This window comes from Veillonella parvula (assembly GCF_024461875.1).
GTDB lineage: Bacteria > Bacillota > Negativicutes > Veillonellales > Veillonellaceae > Veillonella > Veillonella parvula_I.
Genome location: NZ_JANGAL010000001.1, coordinates 231,338 through 249,768 on the forward strand (window position 1 = coordinate 231,338; position 18,431 = coordinate 249,768).

Below are 18,431 nucleotides of genomic sequence, written 5' to 3' on the forward strand. Positions count from 1 at the left end.
ATGAGCGGTACAGCCTTAGAGCCGAGTAAATCAATCGGCGCATTTCCAGATGTACCTGACTTAACCACCTCTGGAGAAGAAGCGTATGTGTACTTTCACATTGATCCTAAGCATACGAATTTCATCAATCGCATCATGGAGGGCTATGAATATTTGGGCGTTATGACCTCGGTAGATACGAGTGGGCGGTGCATGTTGCGTTGCACACCATCTACAAGGACCTTGGCGCTTGCAGTATTGAGTAGCTTATCTGACTATGTCACTATAGAAGATTAAGTGTAATTTTGATTGTAAATCATATGAGGGAATTTTATGACTATACTAGATTTACAATTACATCAAATGTATACGAATTGTAGAGAAATGAGAGTATATCTATGAAACAATCTATTTTGAAACGCACATTATTAACAGCTTGCCTTGGAGTATCTATGGCAGGTGTAGCTATGGCGGGCCCTGTAGGTCCTGTAATCATTCCTCAAGCAGGGGATGTGGTTGTTATCAACCACGGTCCTGATATGACGTTTACAGGGAATATCAATTTTGATGTGGAAAGCCAAACTAACAACAATTTACAAATTGGCTCTACTGTGATTCCTAATGTAGTATACGGTGCGGCATTCAATAAATCTGGTGCACCAGATACCATCATCCCGGCTCAAACCTATGTATATGTAGGTACAAAGGATGGGGCGAATGCTTTCACTGAAGCAAGCGATGCAGATAAAAAAGGTGCAAGCTGGAATGTGGAAACATTGAAGAAAACTAAATCTGGCGATGTACAATTGGCGAGCCGTGGCGTTCCTGAAAAACCGTTGGCTAATCAAGTGGCGACCATTAAAGATTCCATTATGCTTAGCGCTGTAGACCTCAGTACGACAGAGGTGGGACGCAATAGCAAGGGCGTTTTATACATGACCGTTCCTAAGGAATTGAAATTGACTGCTGACACAGGTATTCCTGATGACGTGCGCGAAACGATGCCAGCCATGTTCCGCGGCAAGATGGGTGACTCCCTCATGGTAAACCTCATGCCTCTAAATGAAGAAGAGAAGCAACAATTAGCGGCAAATCCTCATAATGCAAATGCAATCGTATTTAACCGTGGTATGAATATGGCAAAAATGATCGGCTCTTCTGCGCGTACAAGCAAGGTGTATACATACATGAAGGACCATTATTTGAACCTTGTTATCGTAGCGAAAGATTATGATGATAACGGGGCTCGCGGTAGTGGCGTTATGATGGTATCTAAACAAGATAACTCTAATGACGTGCTCTTAACACTCTATAAAGGTCCAGATCTTTCCACTAGCAAATTGGAAAAAGTAATTGGTGCTATGCTGTCTACAAACTTCAAACGTTAATAGAGCTAGCAAAATTTTCAAAGGTTAATAGATCTTACAAAACGGCTCGATACATTCGGGCCGTTATTTTTAATGTATAGAATTTATAAAATTTCCAGTTAAACTGTATTGAATTTTTTAATTCTCTATGATACTATAATCTAGTAAAAGTGATGCAAAGGACATGATTCTTTTATCCCTGTGTGCCAGAGAGAGGCAGATGCTGGAAATGCCTTACACATATATTAGAGTTACCCCCTTTAAACTGATTTGTCGAACCTAAGTAGGCAAATACGGTCGCCACCGTTATCGGGCTTAATGAAGTGAATTAACTATACACATATATTGGTATAGGTAGTTAACTAGGGTGGAACCGCGAATGATCTTCGTCCCTTGTTTGTAGGGATAGAAGGTCTTTTTTTATTACCCAATTTCTACAAGCTAATTACTCAATGTTTATGTATTGTGTGGTAAGTAGGTATATTGGTGAAAGTAGAAAATCAAAGCTATCCTAGTTTATAAATTGGAGGAAAGAAAAATGGCAGATGTAAAAATCATTTTACCTGATGGTAGTGCAAAGGAATACGCTGCTGGCACTACTCTTGGGGAAGCAGTAAAACAACTATCTAACAGCTTGGCTAAAAAAGTACTAGCTGCAAACGTAAATGGCGAATTAACAGACCTTCGCGAAGAACTTGTAGATGGCTCTGAAGTTGCGTTCTTAACATTCGAAGATGAAGGGGGCAAACATACTTTGCGCCATACAGCTTCTCATATCTTGGCACAAGCGGTTAAACGTTTATGGCCTGAAGCTAAATTGGCTATCGGTCCTGCTATCGATAAGGGCTTTTACTATGATATCGATATGGAACATACTTTGACTCCTGAAGATTTGGGTAAAATTGAAAAGGAAATGAGCCGTATTGTAAAAGAAAATTTACCGATTACTAAATCCGTTATGCCTCGTCAAGAAGCTATCGAATTCTTTAAAGCTAAAAATGAAGATTACAAGGTAGAATTGATTCAAGATCTTCCTGAAGATGCTGTAATCTCTTGCTACTCTCAAGGCGATTTCATCGATCTTTGTGCAGGACCTCACGTGGCATCCACTGGTAAGGTAAAAGCTTTCAAATTACAAAGCATTGCAGGTGCATACTGGCGCGGCGATGAAAAGAACAAAATGTTGCAACGTATTTACGGTACAGCATTCGAGAAAAAAGAAGAACTTGATGCATACCTTCACTTGCTTGAAGAAGCAGCTAAACGCGACCACCGTAAACTTGGTAAAGAACTTGGTTTGTTCGTTATCAAAGAAGAAGGTCCTGGCTTCCCATTCTTCTTGCCAAAAGGCATGGCTCTTCGCAACGAATTAGAAAACTTCTGGCGCGAAGTTCACCATGAATTTGAATACGAAGAAATTCGTACACCAATCATCTTGAACAAACAATTGTGGGAAACATCTGGTCACTGGTTCCATTACCGCGAAAATATGTACACTACAATTATTGACGAAGAAGAATATGCAATTAAACCAATGAACTGCCCAGGCGGTATCTTGGTTTATCAAAACGAAATGCATTCTTACCGTGACTTCCCATTGCGTTACGCTGAACTTGGTCTAGTTCACCGTCATGAATTATCTGGTGCATTACACGGCTTGTTCCGGGTACGTGCTTTCACACAAGACGATGCTCACGTATTTATGTTGCCATCTCAAATGCAATCTGAGTTGATGAAAGTTATCGAATTATTCGACCGCATTTATAGTCAATTTGGCTTGAAATACCATGTGGAATTATCCACTAAACCTGACAATGCAATGGGTGATGATGCGATTTGGGAAGCCGCTACAGAAGCATTGCGTAATGCTATCGAAGCAAAAGGCATTCCATACGTAATTAACCCTGGTGATGGTGCATTCTACGGTCCTAAACTTGACTACCATATTGAAGACTCCTTGGGACGTACATGGCAATGTGGTACTATCCAATTGGATATGAACTTGCCAGAACGTTTCCAAATTGAATATGTTGGCGAAGATGGTCAAAAACATCGCCCTATTATGATTCACCGTGCATGCTTCGGATCCATGGAACGTTTTATCGGTATCTTAACTGAACACTATGCAGGTGCATTCCCAACATGGATGGCTCCTGTACAAGTTAAAATCTTGCCTATCTCTGAAAAACACGTTGAATATGCTAAGGACTTGGCAAAACAAATGCACCGTGACTATGTACGTGTGGAAGTAGACGATCGCAGCGAAAAAATCGGTTATAAAATCCGCCAAGCACAAATGGCAAAGGTTCCATACATGCTTGTTGTGGGTGATAAAGAGGTCGAAGAAGGCACAGTTAACGTTCGTAAACACGGTGGTGACGAATTGGGCTCCGTACCATTCGAAGAATTCTTCAATTCTATTAAAACTGAAATTAAAGAACGCAACTAATTATTTACTCTCCTAGTAATTATAATGTTATAAATCCCCCTCACATCTTGCACAATTTAAATTAGTCTGTATAATTTAATAGTGATGAGATTATAAGAGGGGGATTTTGTATTATATTCGCTTTAATTGTTACCTGTGAGTAGCGAAAGGAAATGACTATGAAAGAAGTAAATTCATACGGCTGGAAAGCTGTTATTGGTTCCTCTATTGGCTATGCCATGGATGGTTTTGATCTCTTGATTCTCGGCTTTATGCTGACCTTAATTTCAGGGGACTTAGGTTTGACCACAGGTCAAGCAGGTTCCCTTGTGACGTGGACCTTGGTAGGTGCTGTAATTGGTGGTTTTATCTTTGGTACCTTGTCAGATAAGTTTGGTCGTGTTCGTGTGTTGACATGGACTATTGTATTATTTGCTGTATTCACTGGCCTATGTGCTTTTGCACAAGGGTATTGGGATCTTCTCATATATCGTACAATTGCCGGTATCGGCTTAGGCGGTGAATTCGGTATTGGTATGGCCTTAGCAGCTGAAGCATGGCCTGCACAACACCGTGCAAAAGCGACGAGCTATGTTGCCATTGGTTGGCAGTTAGGCGTATTGGCCGCAGCACTGTTAACGCCCGTATTACTCCCTTATATTGGCTGGCGTGGTATGTTCATGGTTGGCATTATTCCTGCCTTTGTAGCCTGGTTCTTTCGTGCGAAATTACATGAACCAGAAATCTTTGTTCAAAGTAAAGAAATTAAGGAACATTCCCATACGAACTCATTCAAGTTATTAGTAAAAGATGTAAGAACTACAAAGACATCTATAGGTGTTGCTATTTTAACATCTGTTCAAAACTTTGGTTACTACGGTATTATGATTTGGTTGCCTAACTTCTTGAGTAAGCAATTAGGGTTTTCTCTTACAAAATCGGGTTTGTGGACTGCCGTAACTGTATGTGGTATGATGGTCGGCATTTGGTTATTCGGACGATTGGCTGATAAAATTGGTCGTAAACCGACATTTATTTTGTTCCAAGTATGTGCTGTGGCATCTATCTTGATTTACTCTCAACTATCTGATCCAACAGCTATGCTATTTGCCGGTGCTATATTAGGGGCCTCCGTAAATGGTATGATGGGTGGCTACGGTGCCTTGATGGCGGAAGCATACCCAACAAGTGCTCGCGCAACGGCTCAAAACGTATTATTTAACATCGGTCGTGCCGTAGGTGGCTTTAGCCCAATGGTAGTAGGTATGATTATCTCATTGTACTCTTATCAAGTGGCAATCGCTTTCCTCGCGATTATCTATGTAATCGATATTTTAGCAACCGTATTCTTAATTCCTGAACTAAAAGGTAAGGAATTAGAATAAATAAATATCTGTGAAAGCTTTACATTGAAAAGAATATAGACGTTTTATATTGAAACGCATATAAAAATCAAGAGGCTCTGTCATAAGACAGAGCCTTTTATAGTATGTTTAATTTAAAATATTAGAATTATCTAGAATATTTGGTCTATTTAGAATATTTAGACTTAAGCAATTCCGATCCAGCGCCAGTATGTAAGTGCAAATACGAGCATCATTACATATCCAATAATTGTTAATGGAATACCTGTAGTCATAAATGTTTTTACGTCGAATGTATCTGTACCGTAAGCTACCATGCCTTGTGGTGAGTTTACTGGTAATACTAAACCGAAGCAGATTGAATATTGCATGAGCATTGTTACGCCAAGTGGATTAAGTCCTTCTGCGGAATGTCCCATAACGATAGAGATTACGATAGGAATCATGGCAGAAGAGAGGGCTGTAGCTGATGCAAATCCAAGGTGGATTAAAATCAGAAAGGCAGCCATAATAGCAATCAAAAGGAATACGCTTGCCGTTTCAAGAGAAAAGGCATTTACGAATACTTGAGCGAGCCAGGTGGCCGCTTTCGTTTTAAGTAATACGGAACCAAGACCGATACCAGCCCCAAACATAACAATCGATCCCCAGTCGATGTTTGGCTGTGCAAATTTCCAGTCCATAATGCCAATTTTAGGGAAGAAGAATAAGGCAATTGCTATAATTGTAGTTGTTGTAGTATCGATGGTATGTAATTTACCTCCCGTTGCCCACAATGCTAATAAACCAATAGAGATGCATAATAGTTTCTTTTCATCAAATGTCATTGGACCAATTTCTTTACGCATTTTTGCGAGTTGTACATCACCGCCAACGAGTTCTTTAAACTCAGGTTTAATAAAAGCTTGCGTTACAAAGTAAGTAATAATAGCCATAATTATGGAGAACGGTGCAGCTGCTGTGAGCCAATCAATCCAACTTACAGATGTGTTCATCTGTGTTTGCATAAACCCAACAGCTACGAGGTTTTGAGCGGCAGCTGTTTGAATCATAATATTCCAAAATGTATCTGCTTGTACGGCACCTACCATGAGTAGAGCGGCTACACGGCTTTTACGTTCAATACCTAAGTTTTCGACGATACCGATAATAATTGGAGCCAAACAAGCGATACGAGCCGTTGCACTCGGTACAAAGAAGGCGAGAATAAGGCCTGTAATAATAACACCTAAATAGATGCGGCTTACCTTTGTACCTACACTAGACAATACGAGCATGGCTATGCGACGATCGAGACCTGTTTTACGCATGGCTACGGAAATAAACATAGCGGCACCTACGAGAATCATCGCAGGGGAAGAATAACCTGAAATGATAAGCTTTAAGGCGTTAGCCGTACCCATAGCTTTTGCTGGTGCCTCAGGATTTGGAGAGAAGCCTAACAGTAAAGCTGTGAGGGCTGTAATCATAGTGGCACTTACAGGGTAAGATACAGCTGATGTCATCCACAAGATGATAGCAAAGGCGAGGACCCCAATCATGCGATGGCCCCCAGTAGATAATGTTTCTGGTGTTGGTAATAATAAAATGCCAACTAACACAATAAAGGCAAGAATAAGACCTATATTTTGAACTGTTGTACGCGCCTTTTGAGGAGGCGAACTAGTTGTTACACTCATAATAAAACCCCTTTCAGTTTGTGTAATACCTATTACTGTATAATACCTATTACTGTATAATACTTAGTTAGATAATGTTTAGTTAGATAATACTCAGTTAGATAATACTCAGTTAGATAGAATATGTTATATATATTATTGTATCGTATTTTTCTATAGAATTAATAACTATATTATAAATTATATTATAGCAATATTGTATACATAAAGGGTGGATAGGTGTCAGTAAGTATACCTATATACAGAACTTATAATCTCTGTTATACTGTAAGAGTTGTAATAATAAATTGCTGAGAGCAACCTAAGATTGTTGTTGACTTTCACTATCTAATTTGTTATTATAATTAAGTAATTTATGAAGCAGAGGCCATCCGCCACTCACCTAATACCAAGAAGTATGAGGTTAATATAGAGAATTCTATTCGGATGGTGTTTGCCGTCCGTTTTTTTTATTCTCTTGGAGGTGAACGCTATTAGCAAGGATACACCACGCATTAATGAAGAGATTCGTGCTCGTGAACTTCGTGTCGTAGGTCCTGAAAACGAACAAATCGGTATTATGTCTGGCCGTGAGGCTTTGGCATTGGCTGAAGAACAGCATCTTGATCTTGTGGAAATTGCACCTAACGCTAAACCACCAGTAGCTCGCATTATGAACTACGGTAAATATCGTTATGAACAACAAAAACGCGAGAAAGAAGCGAAGAAAAAACAAAAAATCGTAACTTTGAAAGAAGTCAAATTACGTCCACATATTGAAGACCATGACTTTTACGTAAAAATGAAAAACGCATCCAAATTCTTGGCGGAAGGCAATAAGGTAAAAGTAACCATCATGTTCCGCGGTCGTGAGCTTTCACACCCTGAACTCGGCATGGCGGTATTGACACGTTTTGCTGATGAACTCAAAGAAACGGCGTCTATTGAAAAAGCAGCTAAGTTAGAAGGTCGTAACATGACCATGATTTTAGTAAGTAAATAAGGTATTGGGAGGATTATATTATGCCAAAAATTAAAACTCGTCGCGCAGCGGCTAAACGTTTCGCAGTAACTGGTACTGGTGAATTCAAGCGTGCGAAAGCTTTCAAAAGCCACATTCTTGAGAAAAAATCTCCAGCTCGTAAACGTAATTTACGTAAAGCTACATTGGTTGCAAAAGCTGACCATAAACGCGTAGCTAAATGCTTACCATACGCTTAATCGTTAACTATTAGATCGATACATCGTAATTTAGGAGGAATATACAATGGCAAGAGTGAAAAAGGGCGTTACAGCTCATGCACGTCATAAAAAGATTTTAAAATTAGCTAAAGGTTACCGTGGTACACGTTCCCGTTTGTTCAAAAAAGCTAACGAAACAGTAATGAAAGCGTTATACTACGCTCGTCGTGACCGTCGTGCGAAAAAACGCGAATTCCGTCAATTGTGGATTGCTCGTATCAACGCAGCGGCTCGCATCAACGGTACAACTTACAGCCGTTTCATCGCTGGTTTAGCTAAAGCAGGCGTTGAAGTTAACCGTAAAATGTTGGCTGAGTTGGCAGTTAACGATGCAGCAGCATTCGCTAAACTTGTTGAAGTAGCTAAAAACGCTTAATAACATAACAATATACATTGAGGACTCTCTTTGGAGGGTCCTTTTTTATGTGGTGAAAGTAATAGATTATCAATACTTTTATAATATGATATCCTATACATATAATGTGTGTGATAATATTAAAAGAGAGGATTTAAATTAATGAAAAAGTTATTTTCTATGTTATTGTTAGCATGTATAGTAATACCATTACAAATCCAAGCTATATCGATGGAAGCTATTAAAAATGATAAGAATAATATTCCTATTCTTACAGGGAAAAATGCCATTACGTATTTTGTAGACAAGAGTTCTATTAAAAGAATAGAAGAGAACCAGTTTATTTATAAAGTACAGGCAGTTGTATATGAGGTTGAAAATAATAATAGTAGTAGAAATAACTCATATATTCACAAGGTTTTAGTTACTTATCGTTATGATATAAACCATTCTGTAGCCAGCGTATTACGTACTCCACAGTATGCACAAGACTATTCACTCCTCATATATGCTAAACAAGCTAGCTCTGGTATGAAATTAACGATAAATAGTGTGGAAGATTTTAATTATGAAGGTGTGGCTTTGGGGAATTTCGGTAATATTCAACAACAATACGTTGATGTAGCTTTGCGTGATCCTAAATATGTTGTAGGTAACTATATCTTTAAAGAAGCTTATGGTACAGCTTTTGAAAATATGACTCTTCATAAGAAATAAGATAAATGAGTTTATGGAAGTAGCTAAAAACGCTTAATAGCATAATAATACAGATTAAGGACTCTCTTTGGAGGGTCCTTTTTGTATGGTGAAAGTATGATATAGCTACATTTATATTTTAGTGTAAAATACTAAATCATTTTAGCTGTTTTATAAAGTGAAATAAACTATCAAAAAAGTAAAATATAAAAGAGGAGTTTTATTATAGCTTGTAGAACTAACATAGTAATAAACCTATTTAAGGTGCTTGTAAAAGGAGACATTATTATGGGAATCTTTAAAAAGCTATGTATGACCTCTATGTTAGGTGTTATGTTAACTGTACCAACGTATGCAACTGTTGTTACAGGCAGTCAATCAGATGTAAATTTAGATTTAAAGTATCCTTTAGTTTATACAGATCATGCTTATGCTCAAAGAGTTATTAATACAGATATTGCAAATTATGTACTCGAAGCAAAGGATATGTATTACAACCAACATATTTATCAAGTTTCTCAAAACTATAAGGTTACCTATGAGGATAGTCAAGTTGTTTCAATCCTACTAACTACCTATTATTACTACGCCGGAGCTGCTCATGGTATGTATAATACAAGAGGTCTTGTATATAATAAAGTAACAGGTCAACGCATTCCATTATATAACTATATAAAAATTGCGAATGCAGCACAATTGGATAACGGCTTACGATCCCATGTATTAAGTTATTATACAGGTAATCATACAAAGAGCTATATTCCAAGTGGATGGAGTGTAAAATATGTAACCGATAACTATTGCTTACGTGGTAAGGGGAACATTGATCTAGTTTACCAACCATATGAACTAGGACCGTACGCAGCTGGTAATACTTATATTGGTTTTACACCAAAAGCCATTGAATACTTTAACCGCATGAACTCCTAATACAAGTGTAGCTTTAAATTGTGTCTTATCAGTACATTGATGCATTAAATAGTATTCTTGTTATAAACTCTATAAAAGCCTATAGTACATATACAGTACTATAGGCTTTTAGTGTACTTATCATATTATCTTCTATATCCGCCACATCCTCTAGTATTAGAGTTTTGACCACAGTAACCTTGGCTAGTATTGTTACAAACTGTATTGTTATTATTACAGTTGTATTGAGCGTTTGTATTACAATTGTATTGAGTATCTGCATTACATTTATACTGAGCATTGGTATTGCAATTTGCTTGTGATCCATTGCATACATAATCATAAGCAAATCCTGTAGATACAGCCGCTGTCACGGCTAAAAGAGTCATGACAATCATACGTTTTGTAAACTTCATAGGTATCACCTCCTCATTTCTATACTTATATTGTACTACTAAATGTCAACTAAAATATGATATTCTATACATATATACTATTTGAGAGGCATTATGTGAAAGGATGAGAGTCTATTATGAAACGTATATTGATGGCTACACTATGTTTTAGCTGTGTTACGTTAGGAAGTCATGCGATTGATATTAATATACCAGGTGCGGATCCTACAATATCAAAGGATGCATATCAAAATTATCGCAAGACTGATTTAGATGTACACAAGATGGAACGTGAGGTTGAAGCAGAAATAAAAGATTATATGCCCAAAGCTGTGGTAGGTAATGGTGATATAGATTTAGATAAGGTAATTTATTCAAATCGTGAGTTAAACCATTCGTTAAATTTTTCTTCAACAGTATTTATTTTAAAGGAGGGTGGAGCAAATATAAAATTTACTATGCCATATCCAAGTAGGTATGGTAATACTGAAAAAATTTCAGATGGCACCTCTGCTTTCGAACAGGCAATAATTATGAGTCCTAATGGAATTATGGCCTATGAATTACGACATCAACCAGCTGGAAATAATTGGGAAGATAGTAAGATTCCATATAACAAGTTGACTATTGATGATATGAAAGCTATTGCAGAGAAAACAGCTGGAGTGTATAAAGCGCCTAATCCTTCTTTATATGCTGATAAATTTATGTATCCTACTATAGAAAAAGCCACATGGGATGTAACATATGCTAAGGGGACTCCGATGGTAGGGAGTATCAATTTTACAATGAAGGATACACCTACAATTTCCTATCATATCGGTTACAATTTGACACCTAAAAAACAGTTGAATTCATTGGAGAAACAAGGTGTAGATAAGACTAAAGAAATTATAATGTCACCTTTGGTAAACTATGTTCTACCATCTATTGAGCCAGCTAAGGATATCCTTTCTAAAAGTAAGACATTAAAAATTAATGATTTTATATTTTTAACACTAAAAACAAGTAAAATGGTACGGGTAGATAAAAGCGATTCGTATATGTACATACATGATAGCGATCATTATAAAGAGGGGATTATGGTGATGCCAATAGCAGATACTGATATGCAGCATCTAGAGAATATATTCCCAAAAGTTGTACGAAGTATCATTATGTCTGACAAATATTCGATGCGACAACCAATTCAATTTGCTACTGTATGGAATGATGCTATGCCATCAGTATACTTACAAATTAAGCGCCCTAAAACAACTTTGTATATGTTAATATCTCATGACAAACAATTTGTATATACGCATTTTATTATGTCTAATAATAGTAATCTATTGGTAAAAGACTATCGTGATATTGTGCAATATGTGGATACTAATAACAATAAGGACTACTATCATACATTCCAAAGTGGACTGGGGGCTAAGATGCCAAAAGAAATGGTTACTTATGATATTAAGAATATAAAATAGTTTAGTTAATTATTTAGAATTAAAAAAAACTATCCTGCATTTTTAAAAATTACAAATTTATCATTGCTTTTATATGAATTACACTGTATACTTAAGTTAAAAGTTATACAGTGTAATTTTTTTACATGCAAAAATAAATATAAAATGAAAACTATTTTTGAGAAAGAGGTGACATAGTGTATATTAAAGATATGTTTCATAGTAATACAGGGGTATCACAATATCGATTAGAGGAAAGCACTAGTAAAGATGCAGTGCTATATACCTTGTATGGGCAGAACGAATTATATGAAGATTTAACTGGTGTACCTGGCGCTATGAGTGATAGAAAACAAATTCGTACAGAATATAAAGGCTCTACTCTTAAAGCAGGAGATTTAATATTTAGTACAATATCTGGCATGGCTACCCTTGTTACCAGTGATCACGAAGGTTATCTTTTTACTCAAAACTATGTTAGGATGGAGCCGTTAAATACGCCTATAGATAAAAAGTTTATGGCTTATTTAATTAATGAAAATCCTAAAATTAAAAAGCAGTTCAAACAGAACTTACAAGGGAGTCAGGTTGTACGATATAGTCTTAGCTTATTAAAAGAAATCCAGTTACCAAAATTACCATCTATTGAAACACAACGTATTATGGGGGATATTTATTTTAAACAATTACGACTGAGATCATTAAAACAGCGTGTGGCAGATAATACATATCGTAAAGCAATTACTATGTTACAGGGAGTAAAATAATATGACAGAGCTAGAATTTGAAAATAAATTAATTGAGCAATTATCGACGGGGATTGTTACTAATGCAGCTAAGTCTAATCAAATAGGCGATACAATAGATGCTTATGGAAATATGAAGGTTTATAAAAGCAAACTCTGGAAGTATGAGCCAACTATAAAAACAACAGAGGCACTTTGGGATAACTTCCGCAAAATTTTGTACCAATTGAATCAAAATCAACTGACACAACCATTAAGTGATACGGAATTTAAACAAGTTCAAAAGGTGATTAATGAACTGTATACACCATATCAAGCAGGGCAGTTTCTATATGGTATCAATGGCGTATCCCAAGTAGAGGTTGACCTAGATGATGGCCGTCATGTATTTTTAACAGTATTTGATCAAAAACAAATTGGGGCAGGTAATACTGTCTATCAAGTAGTTAGTCAAATTAAGCGAGAGCCGCTAATTGCAGGTCGTCCAGAACGCCGTTTTGACACAACGCTACTTATTAATGGTTTACCTATTATTCAAATTGAGGAAAAATCTGTTAAACATCATGTAGATGAAGCATTAAATCAAATGCATCAATATATTCAAGAGAAACAATACAGTGATATTTTCTCAACAGTTCAAATTCTAGTTGCAATGACGCCAAATAGAATTAAATATATGGCGAATACTACGGCGGATTTATTTAATAAAGACTTTGCTTTTGAATGGCAAAATCCTAATGATAACAAGGTTGTTCGCAATTGGACCACCTTTGCAGATATGTTCCTTAGCATACCAATGGCACATCAAATGTCTACATTGTTTACTATTCTTGACGGTACTAAGAATAAACAAATGCTTAAGGTTATGCGTCCTTATCAAGTATATGCAACAAAAGCAGTTTTAAATGAATTAAAACGGGCTGATTTCGATTTGCCAATTAATAAATTAGGTTATGTCTGGCATACAACAGGATCAGGTAAAACGATTACTAGTTTCAAAACTGCCTGGTTGGCGAGTCGCATGCCAAATGTTGATAAGGTAGTATTCGTAGTTGACCGTATAGCGTTAACGAAACAAACTGAAGCAAATTATAAGGCATATGACCCTGAAGGTTCTATTGATATTGATGGTAAACAATTTGATACTGTTGGTGGAACAGAAAATACTTCAGCGTTAAAGAAAAAATTAAATGAAAAAGGGTATGGCATCATTGTTACCTCTGTACAAAAACTAAATACTCTCATTAATCGTAAAGACTTTGTAGTACCTAATAAGAACTTTGTGTTTATTGTCGATGAGGCACATAGGTCTACCGGTGGTGAAAGCTTTGAGGACTTACAAAAAGTATTCAAAGGTGCTGCTTGGGTTGGCTATACAGGAACACCTATGTTTGATAAGGTGGTCGGTAAAAAAGGCACTAAGACACATGAGGTCTTTGGTAAGTTGTTACATGCGTATACTATTCGCGAAGCTATTGCAGATAAAAATGTATTAGGTTTTAAAGTGGATTTTGAAACGACTATTGCCGAAGATCAAATGAAACAAGAGTACTTACCCAAATTTTATAAGGCACAATATCCTGATTGGAATGAACAAGATATTGAACGTAAAATCGCTAACCTTACCGACAATGATATGGATGATATGATTGAACCAAGTTTCTATGATAATAATCCTAATCATGTACGATTGGTAGTGGAAGATATATTTAAAAATTGGCGAAACCGTTCTAATGATGGTGCCTATAACGCTATGCTCACTACTCATGTAGGTGGGAATAGACCAAGCACACCAATGGCACTAATGTACTTTGAAGAATTTGAACGAGTGAATCAAGAACGCAAAGAGCAAGGGCTTCCTACGTTAAAAGTTGGTATTACTTTCAGCATGAGTACTAACAATAGCGATAACCAATTAACTACAAATGATGGTCTGTTACGTGCTATGAAACATTACAATAAAATGTTTGGTACTAGTTTTGGCCTAGATGATGTATCTGGTTATACTCAAGATTTAACAACACGTTTAAATCGTACAGCACAAGATGGGCAGTATTTAGATATAGTTATTGTTGTGGATCAACTATTAACTGGTTTTGATGCACCGCAGCTAAATACACTTTACGTGGATCGTACATTAAAGGATGCAATGCTAATTCAGGCTTACTCAAGAACAAATCGTATTGCCGATAATCAAGACAAGCCATGGGGTCGTGTAGTCAATTACAGATGGCCAACTAAGAACGAAGAGCTCATGAACCGAGCTTTGAGTATTTATGCGAATAAACACTCTGCTGATGTACAAGACACATTAGTAGATACAAAAGTTTTAGTTGATAGTGGTGTTTTAGCCAAACCGTTCAAAGAACAATTTGAAGAAGTAAAACAAATGGTAGATCGTCTTGCAGATATGACGGATAACTTTACAGAGGTTCCTGCTAGTGAAGCTAAGCAAGAAGAAATGTTTAATCTTATGCGTATATATAGCGCTGGAATGTCAAAGCTAAAACAATATGATCCAGATGTTGTTAATGGAGAAGACATCGGATTTGACTATGATAATCCAGATGAACTTGTTACATTGCTCGGGATGACACCTGAACAAGAAGAAATGTTAACCACATCTCTGTATAACGACTTGAAAGAACGTATTGCTGAAAATCATGATGTACCAGTTGCTCAAATTGAACTACGTATGATACATGTAAAGCAAATTAGTGTTAACTATGATTATCTTACTGAATTAATCGAAGCGTTAATGAATGCTGTTCATGAAAAACGTATGGATGCAGCTGCGGATTATCGTGAAAAAATTAATGATTTTGCAATGGCTTTAGATGATCGTCAATATGCAAAACAAATTAATAATGCAGTTGATGCAATTTATAAAGGTACGTACCCACCAGAAGGAAAGGAAATCCAATATCCTGTAAAGTTAACTAGTTTAGAAGTCATTGAAGATGTAAATACAATGATTATGAAGGATGATATTTTTGATTTCCGCTTAAAATGGGGGATTATTGATGTTATTAGTAATGACGAAATATTAGATCTATTTTCTCGACATACAGCTGGAAAACAGGATTTAGATAGTACGGGTAGAATTAGTAAACTAAAAAAAGATGCTCGTGCGGAATATAAAGTAAAAGCACAAGATGCAGATATTGTAAGCCTTAATAAAATCAAATATGGTAATGAACTTGTGGAAGCTTTATATAAATTTGCAGATTCTTATGTTAATGAAAGGTAGTGTTGTTATGATAAAAGGGAAGCGAGATTGTAATGAGTAAAGAAAAACGGAGAGTACCTAAATTACGATTTCCAGGATTTACTGAAGATTGGGAACAGTGTGAGTTAGAAGAACTTTGTAATGTTTATGATGGCACACATCAAACTCCAAGATATACGAATAGTGGTGTGATGTTTGTTAGTGTGGAAAATATTAAAACATTAGAATCAGATAAATATATTTCTGAGGAGGATTTTAAGAGTGAATTTAAAATTTTTCCGGAGTATGGTGATATTCTACTAACTCGTATTGGTGATGTTGGTAGTGCTAATATAATTTTAGATAATATAAAACGTGCCTATTATGTAAGTCTTGCATTGTTAAAACCGAAAGATATAAATTCTTTATTTCTATTAGCATTATTAGCTTCATCTTCAGTGCAATCAGAGATTTGGAGAAGAACTTTACATATTGCATTTCCTAAAAAGATTAATAAGAATGAAATTAGTAAAGTGATAGTAAATAAACCTTCAATTCCTGAACAGGAGAAAATAGGCGAGTTAATTTATGCATTAGATCGAACTATTACCCTTTATCAGCGTAAGCTTGATCATCTAAATATGAAGAAAAAAGCGTTGCTTCAGAAACTTTTTCCTAAAAATGGAGAGCGATATCCTGAGCTTCGTTTTCCTGAATTTACTGAAGATTGGGAACAGTGTAAGTTGGGGGATGTTGCAAATATAAAAACTGGGTCTCGAAATCAACAAGATTCTGTCACAAATGGTCAATTTCCATTTTTTATAAGATCTGAAAAAATTGAGAAACTCGATACATATGATTTTAATACTGAAGCAATACTTGTTCCTGGTGATGGTCGAATTGGTGAAATTTTTCACTATTATAATGGTAAGTTTGCTCTTCATCAACGTGTATATAAGGTAGATAATTTCAAAGGGGTAGATGCATTTTACTTATTATATTTATTTCACTGCAGATTTAAAGAACACGCATTACGTTTAAATGCCCAAGGTACTGTTCCGTCATTAAGATTGCCTATGTTTACGGAGTGGAATATATGTATACCTTCCCTTCAAGAGCAAATTTGTATTGGGAGAGTATTAAATAAATTTGAATTAATGATTACCCTTCATCAGCGTAAGTTAGAACACTTACAACTTCAGAAGAAAGCTTTATTGCAGCAATTATTTGTTTAAATTTAGGAGCGACTAGATGTATCGATTCTTACTTAGCTTAAGCTCTTTTTCAGCTGGAGGCATATTGTATCTGTTTACCAATCCATTAAATTTATCATTGGAATATTATTGGTTGATAGTATTATTAGCATTTTTTATGTTCCTTTTAGTTGCACTTTGTTTAGAGTCTTGTTATCGTATCTTTTATCAAGATGAAAATGACACATTAATAGTTCAAGAAATTCAACCAATGGAGCAAGATATTATACCAATTTATATAGGCTTATTTGTTATAATGCTTAGTATTGGAAACCTTTCAATTGACTTACAAGTTTTATTGATTTTGGTTTTATTTACTATTTGGTGGAAACTTTTAGAACAGTCTTACTATTTTAATATTTTTTGGTTAACTAAATATCGATTATATAAAGTTAAAGATTTAGAAGGAAATATCTATAGTGTTTATACGAAAAGAAAAGATCTAAAGCTTACAAGAGTCAAACCTGAGGAGAAATTTAACTTAGTTCGTATTAATAATTTTTCGTTTATAGAAATTGAGGAGTAGTATGATAATAGCAAAATGTAAGAGGGAATATAAAGTATTAAATTTAAAGAAATCAGATGTTGATCATTTATATATTTCGCCTATAACAAATGAAATGCACTTAATTGAGTTTAATGCAGAATCAAAATGTGAAAATGATGAATGGTTGTTTATCAATCTTTCAAATTATAAAGATGAAATTATTACTCCTTTTATAAGGCTATTTGATTCAACAGCAAATTTAAATATATTTGATAATGATAGCTTTAAAACTGTGGAGTTTTTACTCAGTAAACCTAGTGAAACTAATGAGTTTATTTTGAAAAAAATTACAAATTCTAAACGTGTTGAGAATATGTCAATTTTACAGATTAATGGTAATCAAGTAGGCCCGAGAAAATTAAAAGTACTTAATATTCCTAATGGGATTCAATTAGATGGTACTATTGATGCTTACTATGATGGGGAGGGGAAATTATATTTTAAGGATTTTAGTAAGATACATAAAATCTTTATGGGTCTTGATATATTTTATCGTGAAGCAAATAAAGAAGAAGTAGAAGAATTCAAAAATAATACTTGTTTAGATTTATCAGGTTATACAAGCGATATTGGAATCCGCAATTTAAAAATGATTGCATTAATAAAAGATAATCCGAAAATTAGACTAGATGATTCTGATTATATTAGTAGCATGATCAATCAGGCTAACTCTTTCGAATCGATTACTCTCCAAGTTGATAATAATAGATTTATAATTCGTAATGAATCTGATTTGTCGCAATTCCTTAAGTTAGCATTGGGGCGTTATTATATTAATCCATTAACAGACGATAAAATGATTGCTAGTACTACAAAAGTAATAAATTAATAAAGGA

General features: G+C 35.5%; 17 protein-coding genes and 1 other annotated feature. Of the genes, 15 read left to right on the forward strand and 2 right to left on the reverse strand.

Annotated elements, in window-relative coordinates; translation table 11 throughout:
* The 4 genes from NE668_RS01065 to NE668_RS01080 all read left to right on the forward strand — a co-directional run bounded on the left by NE668_RS01065 (position 1) and on the right by NE668_RS01080 (position 5,159).
* Positions 1-276 (forward strand): DUF4911 domain-containing protein, encoded by a 276-nt coding sequence (locus NE668_RS01065; protein ID WP_227037087.1) that lies wholly within the window; start codon positions 1-3, stop codon positions 274-276.
* A gap of 101 nt (positions 277-377) precedes the next feature.
* The gene (locus NE668_RS01070; RefSeq protein WP_077708549.1) at positions 378-1,367 is read left to right on the forward strand and encodes a hypothetical protein; all 990 of its coding nucleotides are present in this window, start codon (positions 378-380) and stop codon (positions 1,365-1,367) included.
* 143 nt (positions 1,368-1,510) lie between these two features.
* Positions 1,511-1,743 (forward strand) — a binding site (T-box leader).
* A 141-nt stretch (positions 1,744-1,884) separates the two neighbouring features.
* Positions 1,885-3,795, forward strand: a complete 1,911-nt coding sequence (thrS, locus tag NE668_RS01075; RefSeq protein ID WP_227037086.1) for a threonine--tRNA ligase — start codon at positions 1,885-1,887, stop codon at positions 3,793-3,795.
* A 158-nt stretch (positions 3,796-3,953) separates the two neighbouring features.
* A complete protein-coding gene (locus tag NE668_RS01080; RefSeq protein ID WP_123137842.1) occupies positions 3,954-5,159 on the forward strand; it encodes an MFS transporter in 1,206 nt (401 codons plus the stop codon).
* Positions 5,160-5,323: 164 nt separating this feature from the next.
* Here NE668_RS01080 and NE668_RS01085 read toward each other — a convergent pair whose 3' ends face one another.
* Positions 5,324-6,817 (reverse strand): DASS family sodium-coupled anion symporter, encoded by a 1,494-nt coding sequence (locus NE668_RS01085; protein WP_227037085.1) that lies wholly within the window; start codon positions 6,815-6,817, stop codon positions 5,324-5,326.
* A gap of 463 nt (positions 6,818-7,280) precedes the next feature.
* On the opposite strand from NE668_RS01085, the gene infC reads away from it, so the two are divergent.
* From infC to NE668_RS01110, 5 genes are all read left to right on the forward strand, one after another.
* Entirely contained in the window at positions 7,281-7,799 is a 519-nt protein-coding gene (gene infC, locus NE668_RS01090) for a translation initiation factor IF-3 (protein ID WP_008601314.1), read from the forward strand.
* Between the two features lie 20 nt (positions 7,800-7,819).
* Complete coding sequence (gene rpmI, locus NE668_RS01095; protein ID WP_004696338.1) at positions 7,820-8,017, forward strand: 50S ribosomal protein L35; 198 nt, start codon at positions 7,820-7,822, stop codon at positions 8,015-8,017.
* 46 nt (positions 8,018-8,063) lie between these two features.
* Positions 8,064-8,414: a 50S ribosomal protein L20 gene (rplT, locus tag NE668_RS01100; protein ID WP_227037084.1), complete on the forward strand. Its 351-nt coding sequence runs from the start codon at positions 8,064-8,066 to the stop codon at positions 8,412-8,414.
* A gap of 141 nt (positions 8,415-8,555) precedes the next feature.
* Positions 8,556-9,110 (forward strand): hypothetical protein, encoded by a 555-nt coding sequence (locus NE668_RS01105; protein ID WP_227037083.1) that lies wholly within the window; start codon positions 8,556-8,558, stop codon positions 9,108-9,110.
* A 267-nt stretch (positions 9,111-9,377) separates the two neighbouring features.
* Positions 9,378-10,019 (forward strand): PdaC/SigV domain-containing protein, encoded by a 642-nt coding sequence (locus NE668_RS01110; RefSeq protein ID WP_227037082.1) that lies wholly within the window; start codon positions 9,378-9,380, stop codon positions 10,017-10,019.
* 125 nt (positions 10,020-10,144) lie between these two features.
* On the opposite strand, the gene NE668_RS01115 is transcribed toward NE668_RS01110, so the two are convergent.
* Complete coding sequence (locus tag NE668_RS01115) at positions 10,145-10,414, reverse strand: hypothetical protein (RefSeq protein WP_227037081.1); 270 nt, start codon at positions 10,412-10,414, stop codon at positions 10,145-10,147.
* Positions 10,415-10,530: 116 nt separating this feature from the next.
* Here NE668_RS01115 and NE668_RS01120 point away from each other — a divergent pair, with 116 nt between their 5' ends.
* From NE668_RS01120 to NE668_RS01145, 6 genes are all read left to right on the forward strand, one after another.
* A complete protein-coding gene (locus tag NE668_RS01120) occupies positions 10,531-11,862 on the forward strand; it encodes a hypothetical protein (RefSeq protein ID WP_227037080.1) in 1,332 nt (443 codons plus the stop codon).
* A gap of 176 nt (positions 11,863-12,038) precedes the next feature.
* Positions 12,039-12,608, forward strand: a complete 570-nt coding sequence (locus NE668_RS01125) for a restriction endonuclease subunit S (protein ID WP_227037079.1) — start codon at positions 12,039-12,041, stop codon at positions 12,606-12,608.
* 1 nt (position 12,609) lies between these two features.
* The gene (locus tag NE668_RS01130; RefSeq protein WP_227037078.1) at positions 12,610-15,837 is read left to right on the forward strand and encodes a type I restriction endonuclease subunit R; all 3,228 of its coding nucleotides are present in this window, start codon (positions 12,610-12,612) and stop codon (positions 15,835-15,837) included.
* 32 nt (positions 15,838-15,869) lie between these two features.
* Positions 15,870-17,030 carry a restriction endonuclease subunit S gene (locus tag NE668_RS01135; RefSeq protein ID WP_227037077.1) on the forward strand — a complete coding sequence of 387 codons (1,161 nt, stop codon included), beginning with the start codon at positions 15,870-15,872 and terminating at the stop codon, positions 17,028-17,030.
* A gap of 16 nt (positions 17,031-17,046) precedes the next feature.
* Positions 17,047-17,574: a KwaA family protein gene (locus NE668_RS01140; protein WP_227037076.1), complete on the forward strand. Its 528-nt coding sequence runs from the start codon at positions 17,047-17,049 to the stop codon at positions 17,572-17,574.
* A gap of 1 nt (position 17,575) precedes the next feature.
* Entirely contained in the window at positions 17,576-18,424 is an 849-nt protein-coding gene (locus NE668_RS01145) for a hypothetical protein (RefSeq protein WP_227037075.1), read from the forward strand.
* Positions 18,425-18,431 lie beyond the last annotated feature (7 nt).

Bases quoted from the DNA above. Each gene is read 5' to 3' on its own strand.
- NE668_RS01120 (WP_227037080.1), top strand. From the start codon at position 10,531: ATGAAACGTATATTGATGGCTACACTATGTTTTAGCTGTGTTACGTTA.
- NE668_RS01135 (WP_227037077.1), top strand. From the start codon at position 15,870: ATGAGTAAAGAAAAACGGAGAGTACCTAAATTACGATTTCCAGGATTT.
- rpmI (WP_004696338.1), top strand. From the start codon at position 7,820: ATGCCAAAAATTAAAACTCGTCGCGCAGCGGCTAAACGTTTCGCAGTA.
- NE668_RS01065 (WP_227037087.1), top strand. From the start codon at position 1: ATGAGCGGTACAGCCTTAGAGCCGAGTAAATCAATCGGCGCATTTCCA.
- NE668_RS01070 (WP_077708549.1), top strand. From the start codon at position 378: ATGAAACAATCTATTTTGAAACGCACATTATTAACAGCTTGCCTTGGA.
- NE668_RS01145 (WP_227037075.1), top strand. From the start codon at position 17,576: ATGATAATAGCAAAATGTAAGAGGGAATATAAAGTATTAAATTTAAAG.
- thrS (WP_227037086.1), top strand. From the start codon at position 1,885: ATGGCAGATGTAAAAATCATTTTACCTGATGGTAGTGCAAAGGAATAC.
- NE668_RS01130 (WP_227037078.1), top strand. From the start codon at position 12,610: ATGACAGAGCTAGAATTTGAAAATAAATTAATTGAGCAATTATCGACG.
- NE668_RS01110 (WP_227037082.1), top strand. From the start codon at position 9,378: ATGGGAATCTTTAAAAAGCTATGTATGACCTCTATGTTAGGTGTTATG.
- NE668_RS01140 (WP_227037076.1), top strand. From the start codon at position 17,047: ATGTATCGATTCTTACTTAGCTTAAGCTCTTTTTCAGCTGGAGGCATA.
- rplT (WP_227037084.1), top strand. From the start codon at position 8,064: ATGGCAAGAGTGAAAAAGGGCGTTACAGCTCATGCACGTCATAAAAAG.
- NE668_RS01105 (WP_227037083.1), top strand. From the start codon at position 8,556: ATGAAAAAGTTATTTTCTATGTTATTGTTAGCATGTATAGTAATACCA.
- NE668_RS01115 (WP_227037081.1), bottom strand. From the start codon at position 10,414: ATGAAGTTTACAAAACGTATGATTGTCATGACTCTTTTAGCCGTGACA.
- NE668_RS01080 (WP_123137842.1), top strand. From the start codon at position 3,954: ATGAAAGAAGTAAATTCATACGGCTGGAAAGCTGTTATTGGTTCCTCT.
- NE668_RS01085 (WP_227037085.1), bottom strand. From the start codon at position 6,817: ATGAGTGTAACAACTAGTTCGCCTCCTCAAAAGGCGCGTACAACAGTT.